The 22201-nt window shown below is 45.4% G+C and carries 21 protein-coding genes; 18 read left to right on the plus strand and 3 right to left on the minus strand.

Going from position 1 to position 22201, the window contains the following annotated elements; all coding sequences use genetic code 11:
- Positions 1-65: 65 nt before the first annotated feature.
- The 5 genes from AACQ75_RS04495 to araC are packed head-to-tail and all read left to right on the plus strand — an operon-like array spanning position 66 to position 5516.
- Complete coding sequence (locus tag AACQ75_RS04495; protein ID WP_170889602.1) at positions 66-1772, plus strand: ribulokinase; 1707 nt, start codon at positions 66-68, stop codon at positions 1770-1772.
- Positions 1762-2523 (plus strand): L-ribulose-5-phosphate 4-epimerase, encoded by a 762-nt coding sequence (locus AACQ75_RS04500; protein WP_088733013.1) that lies wholly within the window; start codon positions 1762-1764, stop codon positions 2521-2523. The genes AACQ75_RS04495 and AACQ75_RS04500 overlap by 11 nt, the downstream gene beginning before the upstream one ends.
- A gap of 9 nt (positions 2524-2532) precedes the next feature.
- On the plus strand, positions 2533-4035 hold the full coding sequence (gene araA / locus AACQ75_RS04505; protein WP_170889604.1) for an L-arabinose isomerase: 1503 nt from the start codon (positions 2533-2535) through the stop codon (positions 4033-4035).
- A gap of 54 nt (positions 4036-4089) precedes the next feature.
- Positions 4090-4629 carry a hypothetical protein gene (locus AACQ75_RS04510; protein ID WP_170889606.1) on the plus strand — a complete coding sequence of 180 codons (540 nt, stop codon included), beginning with the start codon at positions 4090-4092 and terminating at the stop codon, positions 4627-4629.
- 47 nt (positions 4630-4676) lie between these two features.
- Positions 4677-5516 (plus strand): arabinose operon transcriptional regulator AraC, encoded by an 840-nt coding sequence (gene araC, locus AACQ75_RS04515; protein WP_029189931.1) that lies wholly within the window; start codon positions 4677-4679, stop codon positions 5514-5516.
- Positions 5517-5562: 46 nt separating this feature from the next.
- Here the strand turns inward: araC and AACQ75_RS04520 are convergent, their stop codons facing one another.
- Complete coding sequence (locus AACQ75_RS04520) at positions 5563-6456, minus strand: DMT family transporter (protein ID WP_170889608.1); 894 nt, start codon at positions 6454-6456, stop codon at positions 5563-5565.
- Between the two features lie 140 nt (positions 6457-6596).
- On the opposite strand from AACQ75_RS04520, the gene rmuC reads away from it, so the two are divergent.
- Genes rmuC through tatC form a run of 7 tightly spaced genes read left to right on the plus strand, consistent with a single transcriptional unit; the run spans position 6597 to position 12731 of the window.
- Positions 6597-8141, plus strand: coding sequence for a DNA recombination protein RmuC (rmuC, locus tag AACQ75_RS04525; RefSeq protein WP_170889610.1), 1545 nt, complete (start codon positions 6597-6599; stop codon positions 8139-8141).
- A 49-nt stretch (positions 8142-8190) separates the two neighbouring features.
- The gene (gene ubiE / locus AACQ75_RS04530; RefSeq protein ID WP_010319838.1) at positions 8191-8973 is read left to right on the plus strand and encodes a bifunctional demethylmenaquinone methyltransferase/2-methoxy-6-polyprenyl-1,4-benzoquinol methylase UbiE; all 783 of its coding nucleotides are present in this window, start codon (positions 8191-8193) and stop codon (positions 8971-8973) included.
- Positions 8974-8982: 9 nt separating this feature from the next.
- Positions 8983-9588 carry a ubiquinone biosynthesis accessory factor UbiJ gene (locus tag AACQ75_RS04535; RefSeq protein ID WP_026028263.1) on the plus strand — a complete coding sequence of 202 codons (606 nt, stop codon included), beginning with the start codon at positions 8983-8985 and terminating at the stop codon, positions 9586-9588.
- Positions 9585-11219 carry a ubiquinone biosynthesis regulatory protein kinase UbiB gene (ubiB, locus tag AACQ75_RS04540; RefSeq protein WP_088721435.1) on the plus strand — a complete coding sequence of 545 codons (1635 nt, stop codon included), beginning with the start codon at positions 9585-9587 and terminating at the stop codon, positions 11217-11219. Before AACQ75_RS04535 ends, ubiB begins: the two co-directional genes overlap by 4 nt.
- A 51-nt stretch (positions 11220-11270) precedes the next feature.
- The gene (tatA, locus tag AACQ75_RS04545) at positions 11271-11507 is read left to right on the plus strand and encodes a Sec-independent protein translocase subunit TatA (RefSeq protein ID WP_010319841.1); all 237 of its coding nucleotides are present in this window, start codon (positions 11271-11273) and stop codon (positions 11505-11507) included.
- A gap of 3 nt (positions 11508-11510) precedes the next feature.
- A complete protein-coding gene (gene tatB, locus AACQ75_RS04550; RefSeq protein ID WP_010319842.1) occupies positions 11511-11918 on the plus strand; it encodes a Sec-independent protein translocase protein TatB in 408 nt (135 codons plus the stop codon).
- Between the two features lie 60 nt (positions 11919-11978).
- Positions 11979-12731 (plus strand): twin-arginine translocase subunit TatC, encoded by a 753-nt coding sequence (gene tatC / locus AACQ75_RS04555; protein ID WP_088721434.1) that lies wholly within the window; start codon positions 11979-11981, stop codon positions 12729-12731.
- Positions 12732-13027: 296 nt separating this feature from the next.
- Here tatC and AACQ75_RS04560 read toward each other — a convergent pair whose 3' ends face one another.
- Positions 13028-13789 (minus strand): TatD family hydrolase, encoded by a 762-nt coding sequence (locus AACQ75_RS04560; RefSeq protein ID WP_170889612.1) that lies wholly within the window; start codon positions 13787-13789, stop codon positions 13028-13030.
- 188 nt (positions 13790-13977) lie between these two features.
- Between AACQ75_RS04560 and hemB the strand changes: the two genes are divergently transcribed.
- The 3 genes from hemB (at position 13978) to AACQ75_RS18150 (ending at position 18793) form a co-directional block, all read left to right on the plus strand.
- Positions 13978-15024, plus strand: coding sequence for a porphobilinogen synthase (gene hemB / locus AACQ75_RS04565; protein ID WP_026028265.1), 1047 nt, complete (start codon positions 13978-13980; stop codon positions 15022-15024).
- 734 nt (positions 15025-15758) lie between these two features.
- Positions 15759-18551 (plus strand): DNA polymerase I, encoded by a 2793-nt coding sequence (polA, locus tag AACQ75_RS04570; RefSeq protein WP_170889614.1) that lies wholly within the window; start codon positions 15759-15761, stop codon positions 18549-18551.
- Positions 18552-18745: 194 nt separating this feature from the next.
- Positions 18746-18793, plus strand: a complete 48-nt coding sequence (locus AACQ75_RS18150) for a hypothetical protein (RefSeq protein WP_438356636.1) — start codon at positions 18746-18748, stop codon at positions 18791-18793.
- A gap of 511 nt (positions 18794-19304) precedes the next feature.
- Here the strand turns inward: AACQ75_RS18150 and yihA are convergent.
- Positions 19305-20003, minus strand: a complete 699-nt coding sequence (gene yihA / locus AACQ75_RS04575) for a ribosome biogenesis GTP-binding protein YihA/YsxC (RefSeq protein WP_019281187.1) — start codon at positions 20001-20003, stop codon at positions 19305-19307.
- 167 nt (positions 20004-20170) lie between these two features.
- Between yihA and AACQ75_RS04580 the strand changes: the two genes are divergently transcribed.
- The 3 genes from AACQ75_RS04580 (at position 20171) to yihI (ending at position 22197) form a co-directional block, all read left to right on the plus strand.
- The gene (locus AACQ75_RS04580) at positions 20171-20788 is read left to right on the plus strand and encodes a c-type cytochrome (protein WP_013855644.1); all 618 of its coding nucleotides are present in this window, start codon (positions 20171-20173) and stop codon (positions 20786-20788) included.
- Between the two features lie 216 nt (positions 20789-21004).
- Positions 21005-21643, plus strand: coding sequence for a class I SAM-dependent methyltransferase (locus AACQ75_RS04585; protein ID WP_013855645.1), 639 nt, complete (start codon positions 21005-21007; stop codon positions 21641-21643).
- Positions 21643-22197: a Der GTPase-activating protein YihI gene (gene yihI, locus AACQ75_RS04590; RefSeq protein ID WP_013855646.1), complete on the plus strand. Its 555-nt coding sequence runs from the start codon at positions 21643-21645 to the stop codon at positions 22195-22197. Before AACQ75_RS04585 ends, yihI begins: the two co-directional genes overlap by 1 nt.
- Positions 22198-22201 lie beyond the last annotated feature (4 nt).

Here is a 22201-nt window from a genome sequence, read left to right on the forward strand (position 1 = left end):
CATGGTGATATTGACGTAAGACCGTTATAAAAATAGGCAGTTAATCGGTCTGATGTGGAGTGACCATGAATAATTTGAATATAGATTCACCTTACGTGATCGGCTTAGATTTTGGCTCTGATTCTGTACGAGCTTTATTGGTGAATGCTCGCAATGGTGAAGAGATTGCGTCTGGCGTGGCTAACTACCCAAGGTGGGCAAAAGGACAATACAGCGACTCGAACCAATCTCAATTTCGTCACCATCCTCTTGATTATATTGAGTCTCTGACCATTGCTGTCCGAGAAACGTTGGCGCAGGTTTCCACGGAGATCGCACAATCTGTTGTTGGCATTGGCGTGGACAGTACGGGTTCGACCCCAGCCCCTATCGATAAAGAGGGCAATGTGTTGGCGTTGCTTCCTGAGTTTGAGCATAACCCCAATGCCATGTTTATCTTGTGGAAAGATCATACTTCCGTGACCAAAGCGGAACGCATTAATGAGCTGGCCCATTCACACACTTTTCCAGACTACACCAAATACATCGGGGGATTGTATTCATCGGAGTGGTTTTGGGCGAAAGCCGCGTGGGTAGCGGAACAAGATGCAGGGCTTGTTCCTTATATCCATAGCTGGGTTGAGTTGTGTGATTGGGTTCCAGCTCTCCTTGCAGGGTGTCAGCATCCTACAAATTTACGTCGTGGTATTTGTGCTGCAGGGCATAAAGCGATGTGGCATGAAAGCTGGGGCGGTTTACCTTCGCAAGATTTTTTATCGGCCATTTCTCCCACGCTCGATGACATGCGAGATCGAATGTTTACTGAGGTATACACCTCAGACCAATTAGCTGGGCATCTGAGTGCGGAGTGGGCGCAGCGGTTAGGCTTACCAGAGGGAATTGCCATTGCCATTGGTGCTTTTGATTGCCATATGGGCGCGGTGGGCGCTGGCGCTGGCGAACATGATTTAATGAAAGTTATTGGTACGTCAACATGCGATATTTTGATGGTGGATGCACAAAGTATCGGTGATCGAACCATTCATGGAATATGTGGCCAAGTTACGGGTAGTGCGATGCCAGACTTAATGGCACTGGAGGCTGGGCAATCAGCATTTGGTGATATTTATGCTTGGTACAAACGTGTGATGTTGTGGCCAATCGCACAACTGGCTAAGCAAAACCCACAATTAGGAATTGATCTGGACGCCGCTGAGGCCTTGTTAATTCCTCAACTTACGGCGGAAGCACAGTCAAAACGTCTGCAACTGGAAACGCCTCTTACCTTAGATTGGCATAACGGGCGGCGAACGCCTTATGCCAATCAGCGTCTCAAGGGCGCAATCACGGGGCTGAATTTAGGCTCTAGCGCACCAGATATCTTTGCATCACTGGTGGAATCAACGGCTCATGGTGCGAAATCAATCGTCGATTGTTTCGTTGAGCAAGGTGTCGAAGTGAAACGTGTCATCGCCATTGGCGGAATTTCTCAGAAGTCACCATTTGTGATGCAAACCTGTGCCAATCTCATTGGGCGAGAAATCGCCGTTGTCGCTTCAGAGCAGTGTTGTGCATTAGGTGCGGCCATTTTTGCAGCTGTTGCTGCTGGGGTTTATAGCGATGCCGAGCAAGCTCAAACTCAAATGGCGAGCCCAATCTGCGATGTTTACTACCCAGATGCTGATACCAAAGGGACCAGCGAATGGCGTTATCATGCTTATCGCCAGTTAGGGCAGCAGATCGAACAATTTTCTGAATTCTTGTTGGCACAGGAGTGTACTGATGAGTGTTAAGACTTCTCTAGGCTTCGATTTAGCGAGCGACCCACAAGCAAAGCAACGTCTGAGTGAGCTTCGGCAGCAAGTATGGCAAGCCAATATGGCGCTACAGACCCACGGTTTAGTTACCTTTACTTGGGGCAATGTATCAGGCATTGACCGCTTAACAGGGTTAGTTGTGATTAAGCCAAGTGGCGTCGAATACGAAGCACTCAATGCCGGCAATATGGTGGTGGTTGATCTGAATGGCTTAGTTGTCGAGGGCGATCTTAAACCCTCTTCTGACACAGCTACCCATTTGGCCTTATATCGCGCTTACCCAGAACTTGGCGGCATTGTGCACACGCATTCTCCTCATGCCACCTCTTGGGCTCAAGCAGGTAAAGCCATTCCAGCATTGGGTACTACTCATGCTGACTATTTCTACGGCAGCATTCCCTGTACTCGCCCCTTGACCAATGCCGAAATCGCAACCGACTACGAACACCATACAGGCAAGGTCATCATTGAAACGATCAGTGGTGGTGAAGTGTTGGCCATTCCTGGGGTTATTGTTAATGAACACGGCCCATTCAGCTGGGGTAAGGATGCTGATCACGCCGTTCATAACTCAGTTGTCATGGAGGTTGTCGCCAAAATGGCACTGCAAACTTTGCAGATCAATCCTCAAGTGACATTCATCAATCAAGCCCTACTGGATAAACATTACTTACGTAAACACGGAGCTAATGCTTATTACGGTCAAAGTAATGTAAAAAATAAATAAGGGATAACAATGAACACGTTTACCAATCAACAAGTGTGGTTTGTCACTGGGTCGCAGCACCTTTACGGACCTCAAGTATTACAAAATGTCGCGCAAAATAGCCAAGAAATTATCCATGGTTTAAATCACTCTCCAGCCATTTCGGTTCCTTTGGTGAACAAAGGTACAGTGAAGACGCCAGATGAGATATTAGAGGTTTGTCGCCAAGCCAATAATGATGATTCATGTATTGGTCTCGTGCTTTGGATGCACACATTCTCGCCTGCAAAAATGTGGATTGCGGGGTTAAGCCAGCTCAATAAGCCGTTCTTGCATCTTCACACTCAATTCAATGCGGCCCTGCCTTGGGATGAAATTGATATGGGTTTTATGAACCTAAATCAAAGCGCCCATGGTTGTCGTGAGTTTGGTTTTATTGGCACGCGACTGGGGATTGATCGAAAAGTAGTCGTGGGGCATTGGGAGAGCCCGATTGTTCACCAACAGGTGGATGATTGGTGCCGTGCAGCGATTGCTATTCATGAAGGGAAGTCGCTTAAAGTAGCGCGTTTTGGCGACAACATGCGTCAAGTCGCGGTGACGGAAGGAAACAAAGTCTCTGCGCAAATTCAATTTGGTTATGAAGTTCATGGCTATGGCTTGGGTGAGCTGAGCGAGAGCGTCAATCAAGTTTCAGACAGTGACGCTAAGGCTTTAATGGATGAATACGCGTCTTGCTACACCATGAGCCCTGAACTTTTCAAAGACAGCACAAGTATCAATATTCTAACTCAAGAAGCGAAGTTGGAATTGGGTATGCTGCGTTTCTTGGATTCCGTGGGCGCGAAGGCATTCACCAACACCTTTGAAAATTTATCGGGTATTTCGAACTTGCCAGGCTTGGCCACACAACGCTTGATGGAAAAAGGCTTCGGGTACGGTGGTGAGGGGGATTGGAAGACCGCAGCGATGACTCGCATCATGAAAGTGATGGGGCAAGGCCGAGTGGGCGGAACATCGTTTATGGAAGACTACACCTACAACTTTGGTCAGCAAAGCCAAGTGCTCGGCGCTCATATGCTGGAAGTTTGCCCTTCTATTGCTCAAGACAAGCCAAAGATTGAAATTCATCGTCACACTATTGGCTGCAAATGCGATATTGCTCGTATGATGTTCAGCGGAAAAGCGGGGCCTGCGGTAAACGTATCCTTGATTGATCTTGGAAATCGCTTTCGCATGATAGTCAATACGGTCGATACTCAAGCTCCACCACAATCGCTACCTAAATTACCCGTGGCGCATGCGTTATGGACGCCGCAACCCAACCTTGAGACGGCAGCCGCAGCATGGATCCATGCGGGTGGCGCGCATCATACCGTATACAGCCAAGCGGTGAGTGTTGAGATGTTAGCGGATTATGCCGAAATGGCGGGGATCGAAATGGTATTAATCGATAACCAAACCTCCTTGTATCCATTCAAGTCCGCACTCAAAACAAACAGCGTTTATTACCGTTTATCTTCAGGTATTTAAACCCGCGGAACACTCCCTCATTTGAGGGAGTGTTCATTAGGCTATGGTGTGAACATGAATGCTCTTCCTTTATCCACTGGCTTACCATTACTGCGTTATAAAGAGTGGTATTTGGAATTAAAAGCCGATACACCCGATCAATTTCAGCTGTGTTGTGAGGATAAACCTGTATTCGTTGGGCAGCTTGAGCTGATCAACAATGGGTTTATCATTGATATGCGCTCTGTGGTTTGGCATTTCAGATCTAAGCAAAACCATTTAGAGCAATGGTGCAACATTCAGCTTAACGAAACACTCTCATTGAGTATGACTTACACCTTTTTTCAAGGTGCATTGGTGATTGATTATCTTGCGCGAAATAGCATCCCAACTCGGCTTGATATTCGACATCACATTACTCAAACAGACGTTAGCCACCAACTGGCCACGCAACCTGAAGACATCATCTCTTCGATTAAAGGTTGGCAAAGAAAACGTAATGACCAACCCAGTGAATACTTAATCGAACCCGTAGGACATGGCTTCTGTGAGGCTTTTTCTGCGACCCAATGGATAGTCTTAGATGAAAAGTGTGAACTGAAAAATCGTACTTAACGAAGAGGTTGCTTACACTACACGTAAATTACAGTGAATATTGCCCCATGCAGAATAACCCTCTAAAACCTGGATATAACTTTAATGCTCATTTAGTGGCTGGACTAACGCCAATTATTGAGGGAGATGAACTGGATTTTACGATTGATCGACCTAATGGCATGAAAGGTTTTATTGTCAATTTTACGAGCAAAGGCGAGGGAACCATTTTTTATGGCGAAGATGAGTTTCACGTGAAACCTGGAGACTTACTTCTTTTCCCTCCAACAGCGGCTCACTATTATCATCGAAAAAAAGATTGTGCTTCTTGGTTTCACCGTTGGGTTTATTTTCGGCCACGAGCCTTTTGGCATGACTGGCTAACATGGCAACAGCAAAAAAATGGCGTCTATTTAACGCAAGGGTTGGATGAGAATACCATTCGCTATATTGAAAACCTGTTTATCGATATTGAATACACTTCAAAACAAGATGTCCCTTATCGAAATGATTTATCGATTAACTTGCTCGAACAATTATTGATTAGATGTAAGACACTGCAACCGGACGTCGTCAGCAAACCGCTTGACCCTAGGGTGGTGGAAGCGATGAATTATATGACGCAAAACCTCAATCAAGACTTCACTATCGAGGATGTTTCGGCCCATATCTGTTTATCACCATCGCGTTTAGGCCACCTATTTCGCTCTGAAATGGAGATGACCATAACCCAATGGCGCGACGACCAAAGGATCAGCCGAGCCAAACAATTACTGGTCACGTCTAACTACTCGGTCAATCACATTGGTCGAATTGTGGGCTATTCAGACCCACTCTATTTTTCTCGTGTTTTTAAACGTAAGGCCGGTGTGAGCCCTAAGATTTACCGCGATCAAATTACCTTGTAAACCTATGCAATTGTCCGTTTGGGCTTTTTGTCAATTTGGGCCGCTGTCATTGAGTGATAGTTTTAGGCGTTTTAAACTGCTGCACGACAAGCCCTGTGATGATCAGCACTAAACCAACCAAAGTGGTGGGGTGAATAGTTTCGCCAATAATAGTAGCCAGCAACAGCAGTGAGATAAAAGGTGAAGCAAAAATGAGATTGCTGATCCTTGCGGTGTTGGCCGTGAGTTTTAACGCACTCAACCACAGCACGAAGGTGATCCCCATTTCAAACAAGCCGACATAAGTTACCGCGCTCCACCCTTTAATCGTAATCTGATGCCAGCTTGCACCTTCATAACAACTTAAACCAATCGCAAAAGGGATGGCGATCAAAAACCCCAGTAAAACGCCAATCACGGGGTCGGCGGTGTTTTTGGTATTAAGAATCCAGTAGCCAGCCCAAAGAAGCGTTGATAATAGTGCCAGCCCAACACCCATCGGGCTATCAAACTGCATGGCTAAAATATCACCTTTAGTCGCGATAACTACCACTCCAAAATAGCTCAGTGCACAAGCTATCCAATCTTGTCTACGAATGGTTTGCCCCAAAAAAACAGCGGCCATCAGTGTCAGGGTGATGGCCCAACTGTAGTTGATCGCTTGCGCTTGAGAGGCGGGCAGCAGTGAGTAGGCCTTAAACAGAATGAGGTAGTACGCGAGAGGGTTAATTAAGCCCAATAATAAGTAATACCAAGGGTTAGCGAGAAAGGTACTCACTACTTGGTTGAGCTTGCCTTGCAGCGCGCAAATACCCAGCAGTACGCACCCTGAGACAGCACTCGCAACTGCCAGCATTTGTATCGGCGTAAATTCAGCCAGCGTAAGTTTGAAAGCCGTGGCAACCGTTGACCACAATAATACAGCGGATAAGCCAAAGCCGAGTGCGCGTCGTTCGTCCATGAATCCTCGTTAGAATAATTGTTGAAATAGTGTTCAGCGGCGCAAGTCTATAGTTTGCTGTTAACTTGTACAAACTGGACATTTATCCAGTATCGAAATACCATTTGTCCATGACTGATAGAATGAGTTAACCCGTTATCATGCAATGGATTATCGAAAATCAAGCGTTAGTGCTTTCAACGTTAGGCAGCGCCGTGCTGAGCGGCTCAGTGGCTGGCTGGTGGGTTAAGCAGAAGCTCAATTTGAAAAGTGAGCTATTACAACAGCAGTTAGAGACTCATCAAGCCCATCATCATCAGCAGATAATTGAACTCAAACAAGCTCTGCAACAGGCGCGACAGGAGCTAGATGAGCTGGATGAAGAACGAGATAAAGCCGCATTTGAGCTTAAGCAATCGCACGGGAAATTCATGGCCGCGATGGAAAAGTTGCGCTATTTCGAAGTGGTTAAGCAAGAGCGGCAACAGAGCATGGAAGATGCGCACGCTTTGCGTGAGCAGAAATCGCAACTTGAGGCTCAACTGCGTGAGCAAGAAGCGCGGCATGAACAGCAAATTCAATCGAGCCAAGAAAAACTACAGTTACTTGAACACGCTGAAGAACGCCTAAAGCAGCAGTTTGAGCAGCTAGCCAATCAGTTATTTGAAGTCAAAACCGCGAAAGTGGATCAGCAGAACCGTCAAAGTTTGGAAGGGCTGCTTTCCCCACTAAAAGAGCAGCTCGAAGGGTTTAAAAAGCAGGTCAATGACAGCTTCAATCATGAAGCGAAAGAGCGCCATACGTTGGTTCATGAATTGAAAAACTTGCAACGCCTCAATGAACAGATGGCGCAAGAGGCACTCAATTTGACCCAAGCGCTGAAAGGTGACAATAAACAGCAAGGCAATTGGGGTGAAGTAGTTCTCGCGCGGGTGCTGACCGAATCGGGCCTGCGTGAAGGGCACGAATATCACACTCAAGTCAGTTTGCAAAACGAGGCGGGTAAGCGCTATCAACCGGATGTGATCGTCAATTTGCCACACGACAAACAGGTGGTGATTGACTCGAAAATGGCGCTGGTGGCTTATGAGCGTTATTTCCATGCTCAAACTGAAAGTGAACGTGCTCGCGCATTAAGTGAGCATTTACTTGCGCTGCGTGCCCATATAAAAGGACTCGGTCAGAAAGATTATCATCAGCTCAAAGGGCTACAAAGCCTGGATTACGTGCTGATGTTTATTCCCGTCGAACCTGCATTCCAAGTGGCGATTCAAGCTGATCCCAGCTTGGTAAAAGAGGCGATGGAGCAAAATATTTTGCTGGTTAGCCCAACCACCTTGTTGGTTGCGCTGCGTACGATCGATAATTTATGGCGCAATGATCGACAAAACCAGAACGCGAAGTTGATCGCTGAGCGGGCCAGCAAATTGTACGATAAATTACGCTTGTTTATGGAGGACATGGAAGGGCTTGGTGGCGCGTTAGACCGTGCAAACCAAAACTATCAAGGGGCGATGAATAAGCTCGCGACAGGGCGTGGCAACGCACTGCGTCAAGCCGAAAGTTTTAAACAACTTGGCGTCGAGATAAAACGTTCCATAAACAGTGAATGGGTCGAACAAGCACAAAATGAGGCATGGGCAGACAGTGCGGTGGAAAATGCACCTTTAGTAGAAAGACATCACGCTGAGGATAAAGTAAACTGATCGCTCGCAGTCGCCTTTAACAAAACAGTGCTGCCCAAGAGGAACCTTCATGACGGATACCAGCGTGCAATCAAAAACAGCATTAGAGACACAAAATACCACTCACTTTGGTTTTGAAACCGTAGCGAAAGAAGAAAAAGTCGCCAAAGTCGCGCAAGTTTTTCACTCGGTTGCGGCCAAATACGACATGATGAATGACCTGATGTCTGGTGGCATTCATCGCTTATGGAAGCGTTTTACCATTGATTGCAGTGGCGCTCGCCCGGGCCAACGTATTTTGGATCTTGGTGGTGGTACGGGCGATCTAACCGCCAAATTTTCACGCATTGTGGGCGAAAAAGGTCATGTTATTCTGGCTGATATCAACAACTCGATGCTCAATGTCGGACGCGATAAATTGCGTGATAAAGGTGTCGTGGGCAACGTACATTACGTGCAAGCCAATGCCGAAGAACTGCCTTTCCCTGATAACTATTTCGACTGCATCACCATCAGTTTTTGCCTGCGTAATGTGACGGACAAAGATAAAGCGCTGAGCTCGATGTTCCGCGTTTTAAAACCGGGTGGTCGTTTGTTGGTACTTGAGTTCTCCAAGCCAGTGCTTGAGCCATTATCCAAAGTATACGATGCGTATTCGTTCCATCTATTGCCGAAAATGGGCCAAATCATTGCCAATGATGCCGACAGCTACCGCTATCTTGCGGAATCTATCCGCATGCATCCCGATCAAGAAACCTTAAAAGGGATGATGGATCAGGTTGGTTTTGAGCAAACGAGTTACTACAACTTAACGGGCGGTATTGTTGCGCTGCACCGTGGTTACAAATTCTAAGGATTGGGCATGCCGTTTGAGCCTTTAGTTACCGCCGCGATTGAGACCACACTCAACACCTTAATTCAAGACGATCCTGAGTTGGTGCGCCGATTATCACGCCTGAAAGGGCAAGTCATCCAAGTGCATCTCAAAGAGTTCAATAAAACGCTGACCTTCATTTTTAGCCAGCAAATTGATGTGTTAGCGGCTTACGAAGGCGAGTCGAATTGCTACCTGTCGCTCAATGTTTCCATTTTGCCCGAGCTACGTGAGCAAGCGAACATCACCCAACTGATCAAACAAGATAAGTTGGTGTTGGAGGGCGATATTCAACTGGCGCAAAAATTTGCCCAGTTGATCACCGATTGCAAGCCGGATGTTGAAGAGTGGTTGTCACGCCTGACGGGCGATGTGCTGGCTCACGCTTTAGTGCAGGGTGTGAGAGACATAGGCCAAGCGCTGCAATCACAACGAAGCAAGCATCAAAACCACCTCAGCCAAGTGTTAACGGAAGAGTGGCGTTTATTGCCCAGCTCGCTCGAGGTGGCCTATTTTTGTGACCAAGTGGATGATCTCAATAGCCAAGCGGCGCGTATCGAAGCCAAAATTCAACACTTGTTGGAGCAAGCATGACGCCAACTGAACTCAAGCGGTTGTACCGAATTATCAAGGTACAATTGGAATATGGTCTAGATGAACTGTTGCCAGAACATCAACTCACCAAAGCGCCAATATTAGCGCGCAAAGGATTGTTCTGGATTAAAAATCAGCATGCGGACAAACCATTAGGTGAGCGCTTGCGCTTAGCCTTGCAAGAGCTTGGTCCAGTGTGGATTAAGTTTGGTCAGATGATGTCAACGCGGCGTGACCTGTTTCCATCGCACATCGCAGACCAACTTGCGTTACTGCAAGATAAAGTCGCTCCGTTTGATGGTGTACTTGCTAAAACTCAGATGGAAAAAGCGTTGGGCGGCGCTTTAGAAACTTGGTTTGATGAATTTGATATTGAACCACTTGCTTCTGCGTCGATTGCTCAAGTCCATACCGCCAAACTCAAATCATCTGGCCGGGAAATCGTACTCAAGGTCATTCGGCCAGATATTCGGCCAGTGATTGATGCCGATATCAAACTCATGTATCGCATGGCGAAAATTGTTGCCAAAGCATTACCTGAAGCAAGGCGACTGAAGCCCGTTGAAGTGGTACGTGAATACGAAAAAACTCTCCTTGCTGAACTCGACCTACGCCGAGAAGCAGCCAACGCCATTCAACTGCGTCGTAACTTTGAAAATAGTGAAGAGTTATACATTCCAGAGATAATTCCTGACTTTAGTAATGAAACTGTCATGGTTTCTGAGCGAATATATGGCATTCAAGTTTCTGATATTGAAGGTTTAGCGGCCAACGGCACTAATATGAAGTTGCTTGCTGAACGCGGGGTGAGCGTGTTCTTTACCCAAGTGTTCCGCGACAGTTTTTTCCATGCCGATATGCACCCGGGCAATGTCTTTGTTAATCCCGCGCATCCTGACAATCCACAATGGATTGGCTTAGATTGTGGTATTGTCGGTACCTTAAACAGTGAAGATAAACGTTATTTAGCCGAAAACTTCTTAGCTTTTTTCAACCGAGATTACCGCCGAGTGGCACAATTGCACGTTGATTCTGGTTGGGTTCCACGTGAAACCAACATCGATGAATTTGAGTTTGCTATTCGCGTGGTCTGTGAGCCAATTTTTGCCAAGCCATTGTGCGAAATCTCATTTGGTCATGTGTTGCTAAACTTGTTTAACACGGCTCGTCGCTTCAATATGGAAGTGCAGCCGCAATTGGTCTTGTTGCAAAAAACGCTATTGTATGTCGAAGGGTTAGGGCGTCAGCTTTATCCTCAATTGGACTTGTGGCAAACCGCTAAACCATTTTTAGAAAAATGGATGATGAACCAAGTTGGGCCGCAAGCGTTTATCCGCGCAGTGAAAGAGCGAGCTCCGCTTTGGGCTGAAAAATTACCTGAATTGCCAGAGCTGCTTTACGATAGCCTCAAACAAGGTAAAGCAATGAACCAAAGGTTGGATCAGTTGTACCAAGGTTATCGAGCCAGTAAGCGTCAACAGGCAACAGGAAAGTTTTTATTTGGTATTGGCGCCACTTTGGTCGTATGCTCGGCGATATTAGTGACCAGTGCTTATCAGCCGTTTGCAATAACCAGTGCGATTGCAGGTGTTGTATTTTGGCTACTCAGTTGGAGTGCTTACCGTCGTTAAGCGGTCTTTTATTTGAAATCAATTTGTTGAGAAATTCCTGAGGTGTAGAGAATGGGTGGTATCAGTATTTGGCAACTTCTAATTATTGCCGTGATTGTTGTATTACTATTTGGAACCAAGAAACTGCGTGGTATCGGTAGTGATCTCGGTGGTGCGGTTAAGGGGTTCAAAAAGGCGATGAGTGATGAAGAACCTGCCAAGAAAGACGCAGATTTTGAACCTAAAAATATAGAGCAGCAGAAGACAGAAGCGACTGCTGAGACTAAAAAAGATAAAGAGCAGGCCTAACACGTGTTTGATATCGGTTTTTGGGAGCTGGTATTAATATCGGTTGTCGCGTTGGTCGTTCTTGGCCCTGAGCGTTTACCTCATGCTATTCGCAGTGTGGCAAAATTTGTTAGCACGGCAAAGAACATGGCGAACAGTGTCAAAGATGAATTAGCACATGAGCTCAAAATTCAAGAGCTGCAAGAAAACTTGCGTAAAGCAGAGCAAATGGGGATGGAAAATTTATCTCCAGAGCTAAAATCTTCTGTGGATCAGCTCAAGCAGGCTGCGCAAGATGTACAACGTCCTTATGCGAACTCATCGCCCTCTGAAACAAAAACAGAGCGCGATGAACAAAGCGTTGAAGTGATTCCCGCTACAACGATTTCGTCGCCTGAAACGGCCGATAAGAAAGCCGACTCATCTCTGTAGGAGGAGTTATTGTTACCACTGTAACTCCTCCTCTTATGCTCTATTTATACGAGGTTCGATATGTCTTCCGTTGAGCAGACACAGCCTTTAATCAGTCACTTGCTAGAACTACGCGATCGTTTATTGCGTTCAATAGCTGCGGTGATCGTGATTTTTATCGGCTTAGTCTATTTCTCTAGCGACATCTACGATTTTGTCTCCAAACCATTGGTTGAGCGTTTGCCTGAAGGGGCGACGATGATTGCGACCGATGTTGCCTCGCCCTTTTTCACGCCACTCAAACTTACTTTGATCGCGTCCGCTTTTCTCGCGGTGCCTTTTATCCTTTATCAAATCTGGGCCTTTGTCGCTCCAGGTTTGTATAAGCATGAACGCCGTTTAGTCATGCCATTGATGTTTTCAAGCTCATTGTTGTTCTATTGCGGTGTGGCGTTTGCGTACTTTGTGGTATTTCCGCTGGTGTTTGGCTTTTTTACGGCCATCTCTTTAGGCGGTGTTGAGTTTGCAACGGACATTGCCAGTTATCTCGATTTTGTGCTTGCGCTCTTTTTCGCTTTTGGTATCGCCTTTGAGGTTCCCGTCGCCATCATTTTACTGTGTTGGACGGGGGCGACGACGCCGAAAACCTTGAGTGAGAAAAGGCCTTATATCGTGGTTGGGGCATTTGTGGTGGGTATGTTACTCACGCCGCCTGATATGGTGTCGCAAACCTTGCTCGCCATTCCGATGTGTTTATTGTTTGAGGTTGGACTTTTCTTTGCTCGTTTTTATGTGCGCAAAGATGAGGAAGAGCAGGAAGATGAAAGTCATTAATACATGAAAAAAGCGGCGAATAGCCGCTTTTTTTGTACCTATGATAGTGGACTATTTAGATAGTGGACTATTTAATCTTCAAAAGATAACCGCACTGAGAGCATCGATAGACTTCCTTGATGCCCAGAAGTTTTTGCCAGAAGGTTCGATGTTGACGTTGTAAGTGATTACCATGTTCACACATATTAGCCACGTTTATGTATTAAAATTTTGCCGCATACTATAGTGTTTGCATGACTATTTTTGTGATATATATCACGCTGATGTGTATATCATTCTATCTATAGTTCTATAAATTATAATTTAAACAGTGAGTTAGCATTAGTGTTTGTAATGTTATTCACTTCAACCAACGAGAGTTCGGTGAGTTCTGCGATGCGTTTGGCAACTAGCGTTGTGTAAGCTGGTTCGTTGCGCTTACCTCTGTGAGGGACAGGGGCTAAATAGGGACAATCTGTTTCTAGCAGAACAAAGTTCATATCGAGATGCGGTAATACTTTATCCATGCCGCCATTTTTAAACGTTGATACACCACCAATCCCAAGATGGAACCCTAGCTCATTAATTGCTTTAGCTTCTTCAAGCGTGCCGCCAAAACAGTGGAATACACCGCTAAGTGAGCCATCTTGCTCTTTTTCCAGCAGTTGTAGAGTTTGAGTGATGGAATCACGGGTGTGGATGACAACAGGCAAATCGCGCTCTTTGGCCCAATTAAGTTGAGTGACGAAAGCCATCTCTTGTTCGGCCTGAAAGGTTTTGTCCCAATATAGATCAATGCCAATTTCACCAATGGCGATAAAGGGGTGTTTATCTAGCCAAGATTCGATAACCGTTAGCGTTTGCTTCACATTTTCATCCACATAGCATGGGTGCAGCCCCATCATCGATCGGCAAAGTTCAGGGTAAGCCGCTTCGGTTTTAAGCATAGGCTCAATGGAGGCAAGATCGATATTGGGCAACAAAATAGCCTCAATGCCTTGCGCCTTAGCGCGTTGCACGACCTCATCTCGATCGTGATCAAATTCAGCGGCATAAATGTGAGCGTGAGTGTCAATCATGGTGTATCTCGATAAACAGAGAATGGGAGAACAGTATACGGAAGTGTGAGCCTTAGGTCATTTTTCTGATTTTTGTCGATTGGCGCTAGCGTCAAAAAGCGAGAGTGATATGATTTCGCCACACTTGAGCGATAGCGGTAGTGAAGAAAGAATGCTTTCTCACACCGCGTATAAACAAGGAGAAGAGAGTGTCAGTATCCATTCAAGGTCAGTTCCCAGGGCGTCGCATGCGTCGCTTACGCAAGCATGATTTTAGCCGCCGTTTGATGGCTGAGAATCAGTTATCGGTTAATGATTTAATTTATCCCATGTTTATTTTGATGGGTAAAGATCGCCGCGAGCCAGTGGAGTCTATGCCCGGTATTGAGCGTCTCTCTATCGACTTAATGCTCGAAGAAGCGCTGTATTTGGCTAATCTCGGCGTGCCAGCCATCGCACTTTTTCCAGTGGTTAATCAAGATGCTAAAAGTTTGTGTGCTGCTGAAGCGCATAATCCTGACGGCTTAGTGCAACGTGCGGTGAAATTATTAAAAGAGCATATACCACAAATGGGTGTCATTACCGACGTCGCGCTGGATCCTTTCACGACCCATGGCCAAGATGGCATCATCGATGAAAGTGGCTATGTGATGAATGATGAGACCACCGAGGTGTTGATCAAACAAGCGCTGTCTCACGCTGCAGCCGGTGCCGATGTGGTTGCCCCTTCCGATATGATGGATGGACGAATTGGTAAGATCCGCGAAGCGCTTGAAGAGGCGGGTTTTATTCACACACAGATCATGGCTTACTCTGCGAAATACGCGTCATGTTATTACGGCCCATTCCGCGATGCGGTTGGTTCCTCTTCGAACCTGAAAGGGGGAGACAAGAAAAACTATCAGATGGATCCGGCCAACAGCGATGAAGCCATTCACGAAGTGGCGATGGATATCAATGAAGGGGCTGACATGGTGATGGTGAAGCCCGGCATGCCATACCTTGATGTGGTGCGCCGCGTGAAATCTGAATTACAAGTTCCTACGTTTGCGTATCAAGTGTCTGGTGAATATGCGATGCATAAAGCAGCCATTTTAAATGGTTGGCTTAAAGAACGTGAAACCGTAATGGAGTCATTATTGTGCTTTAAACGCGCAGGGGCAGACGGCATTTTAACCTATTTTGCTAAAGATGTTGCGCAGTGGCTGGCAGAAGATAACGCCAAAACGGCACAATATTTACATCAAGACAACTAAGTTGTGAATTTAGGCAGGGGAGCGAATTTTTCTATCTATTTGAAAATCAATTAAAAAAAGATTTCATGAAATAGATGGGTAGGTGTTTTTAGCATGATTAGAAAATAAATGAGATTTTTTCTCATTTAGGGGTTGATAATTAAATGAGAATCATTATTATTAACTATGTCTTAGGGAATGGCGAAGTTCACAAGGACGTCGAGTTTACGATTAACGAATTGCTAGGTGTTAAAAGTAACAAGACAAATTGGCGACGAACTTGCGCAAGTTCTTTTTGACACGACATTGCTCACATTGCTTCCAGTGTAATTTATAGCTTTATCGTAAGGCTGAATGAATCACTTCACTTAGTTTTACCTGTTTTTGCTAGGCGACATCCTCGGGTGTCGCTTTTTTTATCGCTCATTTTCAAGAGGATGCTTTTGTTGTGAATAAAAGGCCATCGATAGTCTTTTCCACAATCAATGATCGTAAAAAGATCATGATAGGAATGTGCGATCTTTGTTTTATTCATTTATAAACAATAGGTTAATGTCGTTGTTTTCCTCGTTAATCACTGTTTAATAACCAGTGGATAAAAACTATAAACAGAGTTATCCACAGAATGTCATTTGCGGTGGTGGACAAATCAGCAAAATGTTTCGTTGCTCAAGGTGCATTGGCGTGGAATCCTCAAGACAGTCATGGCATCCTTAGTCATTACATTTCGTACTCGCTTTGGATTGCAAAAGACTATGGCTCGCATACCTGACAACCCGTTCATTCTGATTGATGGCTCTTCTTACCTTTACCGTGCATTTCATGCCTACCCAGGCACCATGAGTAATGGCGAAATTCCAACTAATGCTGTCTATGGCGTGGTCAATATGCTCCGTAGCATGATGCGCCAGTTTTCCGCTGAGCGTATGGTGGTTATTTTTGACGCGAAAGGAAAAACCTTCCGCGATGATATGTACCCACAATACAAAGCTAACCGTCCACCAATGCCTGATGATCTACGTTGTCAGATTGAGCCGTTGCACAATGTTATCCGTGCGATGGGGCTACCGCTGATATCGATTGAAGGTGTCGAAGCCGATGACGTGATTGGTACGCTAGCCTCTCAAGCATCACAAGCCGGCATGCCAGTGCTGATCAGCACTGGTGATAAAGACATGGCACAGCTGGTGGACGAGAATGTCACCTTGATCAATACCATGACGAATGTGGTACTTGACCGTGAAGGGGTGATTGAAAAATTCGGTATCCCTCCTGAGCTTATCATCGATTATCTGGCCTTGATGGGCGATAAAGTCGATAACATTCCTGGTGTACCGGGTGTCGGTGAGAAAACAGCGATTGCGTTACTACAAGGCATTGGCAGCCTAGAGCAAATTTACGATAACCTCGATAAAATTGCGCAATTGGGTTTTCGCGGCTCTAAAACCATGGCGCAAAAACTGGCGGATAACCGTGAAAACGCTTTTCTCTCTTACCAATTGGCCACCATCAAGCTGGATGTCGCTTTGGAAGAGAAACCAGAGACCTTGTGCAAAACCCAGCCCAATATTGATGAGTTGATTAAGCTTTATGGTCAGCTCACGTTTAAATCTTGGTTAACAGAATTGCTGGATGGTGGTAATGGGGTGATTGACGCTGATGAAAAAGTGGGTGCGGTAAACACTTCTTCTTCACAAGCAAAGGAGATGGATACAACCGCCGCCACGATTGATCGCAGCCAATATCAAACCATTTTAGATGAAGAGACGTTTAATGCTTGGTTAGAAAAACTGAAAGCGGCAGAAGTGTTTGCGTTTGATACGGAAACCGACAGCCTCGATTATATGGTAGCGAATTTAGTTGGCCTCTCTTTTGCGACCGAAGAGGGCGTTGCAGCGTATGTTCCTGTTGCGCATGACTATCTTGACGCACCAAAGCAACTGGACCGTGATTGGGTACTCGCCCAACTTAAACCCATTTTAGAAGATGAAAGCCAAGCCAAAGTGGGGCAGAACCTAAAATACGATGCCAGCATTGTTGCGCGTTACGGTATCAATATGAAAGGCATCAAGCACGATACGATGCTCGCATCTTATGTGTACAACAGCGTCGGTGGCAAACATGATATGGACAGTTTAGCGCTACGATTCTTGCAACACAGCTGTATTTCATTTGAACAGGTGGCGGGCAAAGGTAAAAACCAACTGACCTTCAACCAAATTGAACTTGAGCAAGCGGCACCGTACGCTGCGGAAGATGCTGATGTGACTTTGCGACTTCATCACCGTTTGATGAGTCATATTGAGCAAGATGAGAAGCTCAATCGCATCTACCAACAGATAGAAGTACCTCTTGTTCCCGTGTTGTCACGTATGGAACGTACAGGCGTGATGATTGATGATATGTTGCTTGGCGCGCAATCGCATGAAATCGCTGCTCGTTTAGAGCAACTAGAACAACAAGCGTTTGATATCGCGGGTCAACCTTTCAACCTAAGCTCACCAAAACAGCTGCAAACCATTTTGTTTGAACAGATGGGGCTACCGGTGATTAAGAAAACGCCAACAGGTACACCTTCCACCAATGAAGAAGTACTGCAAGAGTTGGCACTCGACGGTTACCCTCTGCCTAAAGTGATCATTGAACATCGTGGTTTAGCTAAGTTGAAATCAACCTATACCGATAAACTGCCTAAAATGATCAACCCAACCACAGGGCGAGTGCATACCTCGTATCACCAAGCTGTAACCGCCACTGGTCGTTTGTCTTCAACCGATCCAAATTTGCAAAACATTCCGATCCGTAACGAAGAAGGACGCCGGATCCGTCAAGCCTTTATCGCTCCTCATGGCTGGAAAATTCTGGCCATCGATTACTCGCAAATTGAGCTACGGATTATGGCGCATTTGTCCGGCGATAAAGCGCTGCTTGAAGCATTCCAGCAAGGGAAAGATATCCATGCAGCGACCGCGGCTGAAATTCTTGGAGTGAGTATTGAGCAAGTCAGCAGTGAGCAGCGTCGCCGTGCGAAAGCGGTTAACTTTGGTTTGATTTACGGGATGAGCGCCTTTGGTTTAGCTAAGCAGCTCGGCATTCCTCGTTATGAAGCCCAAGAATATATGGATAAATACTTTGAGCGTTATCCTGGCGTGATGCAGTACATGGAAGATACACGCTCTACGGCTAGTGAACTTGGCTATGTTGAAACTTTATTTGGTCGCCGTTTGCATCTGCCTGAAATTAAATCGCGTAATGGGATGCGCCGCAAAGCCGCTGAACGTGCTGCGATCAATGCTCCAATGCAAGGTACGGCGGCGGATATCATCAAAAAAGCGATGCTATTAGTCGATGCTTGGATTGAGGAGCATGGACAGGGACGCGTTAAACTCTTGATGCAAGTGCACGATGAACTGGTGTTTGAGGTGCAAGAGACGGCTTTAGCCGAAATTGAAATTAAAGTACAACAATTGATGGAATCAGCGGCAACGCTAGCGGTGCCATTGGTCGCGGATACTGGTCATGGAGACAACTGGGATCAGGCGCATTAGTTGTTTTTTAAGCAGAATTAGCTAATTTATATGAGCCGACGCACAAATGTCGGCTTTTTTATGGCCTAGAAACAAGTGTTCTTGATTTTAAACTTTGTGTTGTTTAACAAAATTTTCATGAAAAAAAACTACAAAAATAGTTTTCATTTCTGACCATTTGTTATACATTAACTCTCGTAGGGTACAGAGGTAAGATGTTCTATCTTTCAGACCTTTTGTTTCACGTTATTGGATTAGGCTGATTCAGCCGCCCCAGTCAGTATTTGACTGGGGCGTTTTTTATTGGGCCAAAGAAAATATTCATCACTGTTTTTTTACGAGAATTTAGGTGATACAAACACACTATTCTATTGCTGAGTAGTTACTTTGTTTCTTTTATAAACACCCAATTCTGTAACTGGCTAACAGTCACACTTTGATTATTTCTAATGAGAAATCAAGTTCGCCTCAAACACAAAGAATATGTTTAAATATTATTAATATTCATTATGTTATGTTGATTTTATTGGGGTGAGCCAGAGGGGTGTTCTGTGGGTGAGTGAATTGATGACTCTTTGACCTATTGAAAAGTTGGAGGGATTAAGGAATGCTTAGCAAAACAATAATAAATTACCTCCTACTTCTCTCCCGTTGCCCCACCAGGATGGTGGGGATTTTTCTCTTTGCCGTTCGCATTTGGATTTAAAGCCTATAAAAAAGCCCCACGATTAGGTAGGGCTCTGTTGGAGTCACGATTTTTAGTGTTCTTCTGAATTAGTGCTGTGCAGAATGGTCTGGATTCTCTTCTAAGTGAGTTGAGTCACACTCATCCATCTCTTCCACTGTTTCTTGCTCGGCTAAATGTGCGAGTGCGGGTGCAAACCACGTATCTAATTTGTTACGCAGCACATCGACGCCTAAGCCTTTCAATGATGAAAAAGCATCGACAGTGACATCGCCGCCAAAAGAGCGTGCCTCTTCACGAATTTTTAACACTTGAGCTTTACGTGCGCCACTTTTTAGCTTGTCCGCTTTAGTCAGTAGTACTAGCACTGGGATGTAGCAATCGACAGCCCAAGAAATCAATTGTTGGTCGAGATCTTTCATCGGATGGCGAATGTCCATTAGCACAACCAGCCCTTTTAAGCTCTTGCGCTTTTGTAGGTATTCACCTAATGATTTTTGCCATTTTTTCTTCAGTTCCAAAGGAACTTGAGCAAAACCATAGCCCGGTAAATCCACAATATGACAACCTTCAGTGACTTTAAATAGGTTGATCAGTTGGGTTCGACCCGGAGTTTTACTGGTTTTAGCCAAGCTCTTCTGATTCGTTAAGCGATTCAACGAACTCGACTTACCTGCATTGGAGCGTCCTGCAAACGCAATTTCGATCCCTTCATCATCAGGTAGATGACGAATGTCAGGCGCACTGGTAATGAAATGCGTGTTTTGATAATGAATTTTTACGCTCACTGTTAACTCCATCTCGACTTTGTGTAGTCGATTGATTACTTTTTTGTGAAATTGTGTAAAATAACCGTGCTCGGCATAAGGTCGCCTATTGTACCATGAGTCGCCACTGAGAGTGAGTAGCAACTGCAAAGTGGTACTGGAAGCTTGATAATTATAAATGGAATGTCATGAAGAAATTAGCGCTAATCTTGAGTCTTTTAGCCAGCTGCTCAGTGTGGGCCCAAGGCAGCATTGAAGCTGGTAAAGCAAAATCCCAAACGTGTGTTGCCTGTCACAGTGCTGATGGCAATAGTCTACTTACAATCTATCCTAAAATTGCTGGTCAGCATGAGAAATACATAGAGAAGCAATTGCATGATCTCAAGCTGGGAATGACAAGCGGTGGCAAACAAGGTCGTTACGATCCCGTAATGAGTGCCATGGCGATGCCTCTTAGCGACGAAGATATAGCTGATCTTGCAGCGTATTTTGCATCACAAACTATTTCAGCGAACTCAACGCCTGAAGACGTTGCAGTGAAAGGAAAAGCACTTTATAGCGCAGGTGATGCAGAGCGTGGTTTAACCGCTTGTATTGCGTGTCATGGTCCACGTGGTAATGGTACTGAGCTTTCAGGTTTCCCTAAAATTTCTGGTCAGCATGCTGACTACATCAAAGCTCAACTGCAAAAATTCCGCGATGACGCTCGTAATAATGATATGAATGCCATGATGCGTGATGTCGCGAAAAAGCTCAGCGACACTGACATCGAAATACTTTCTAAATACGTTGGCGGCCTTCACTAAACCCTACACCGTTCGAGCACTGTTGTTTGAAAACGCCTTAGCACTGAGCTAGGGCGTTTTCTTTTGTGCTGAAGAAAACGTAATTTTTTGCTCAATGATCGGCTTACCTATCGCTTTTTTTATCTTTTTTTGCCTAGCTGGTGAAAAAATACGCGCTGACTCTCCACTCTAATGCCACTTTCTGGTATGTTGCGCATCCCTGTTTGAGGATGTTACATGCACATTTGCCCATTATGTTTTAGTGAACAAATAGTTCCTTATTTTGCCGATAAAGTTCGCCCTTATCTGCAGTGCCAACACTGTGCACTTGTGTTTGTTAGCCCTGAACATCGTCTTGACGAAAAAGCGGAAAAAGCATTTTATGATTTGCATGAAAATAACCCGCAGGATAGGGGTTATCGCCAGTTTTTGTCACGCGTTTGTGCGCCGATGTTGGAGAGGCTTTCTCCGGCATCTAACGGGTTAGATTTTGGTTGTGGGCCGGGGCCAACCTTATCCATTATGTTGGAAGAGGCTGGGCACACAATGTCGTTATACGATATCTTTTTTCATCCAGATGAAAAGGTGTTGCAGGCGACCTATGATTTTATGACTGCCACTGAAGTGATTGAGCATTTACATAAGCCGCACCAAGTTTGGCAGCAATGGTTAAATTTAGTTAAGCCAGGAGGCTGGATTGGGTTAATGACCAAACTAGTCAAAGACGTGGAGGCGTTTGCTGGGTGGCACTACAAAAATGATCTCACACATGTGATCTTTTTTAGTCGTGAAACCTTCCAGTACTTGGCCAAGCGGGATGAGCTTGAACTTGAATTTATTGGTAATGATGTAATTTTACTGAGGAAACCCCAGTAATGAGCCGTAGTAAAAAATCGAGAAAGCCGGGTTCAGCCGGTGAAGGCGACGTGATTGTCACGCGTAATCGCAGTGAGGCAGATGTTGAAGGCCGTTTGCGTAAGCGAGTTAAAAAACAGAAAGGTCTGAAAGCGGGTAGCCGCCATTCCGATGGTTCAGATCAGCAGCAGCGAGAAGCCGCTAAAGCGCGCGATCCACGTTTAGGCAGCAAGAAAAAAATTCCTCTGGTGGTTGAGCCAGCGAAGAAAATGACCAAGCAAGAGCGTCGTTTGTCGGCTGAGCAAGAGCTCGAAATGCTGGAAAATGATGCGCAATTGAACGTGTTGCTCGATCGTATTGATAATGGCGAAAACCTAGGTGCCGGCTTGCAAAAATACGTTGATGAGAAACTCGATCGTATTGAAGCACTGATGAAGCAACTTGGTCTGTATGCTGAAGAGCAAGAAGATGTTTTCGAGCCAATCGTGACTGGCGGTAGTGCCAAAAAATCACGTTCAGATGATGATTTATTATCAGATTTTGAAGGCTTCGACCTAAATGATTTAAAAGGATAGAAAG

It is taken from the genome of Vibrio sp. B1-2 (assembly GCF_963888445.1).
Taxonomy (GTDB): domain Bacteria; phylum Pseudomonadota; class Gammaproteobacteria; order Enterobacterales; family Vibrionaceae; genus Vibrio; species Vibrio anguillarum.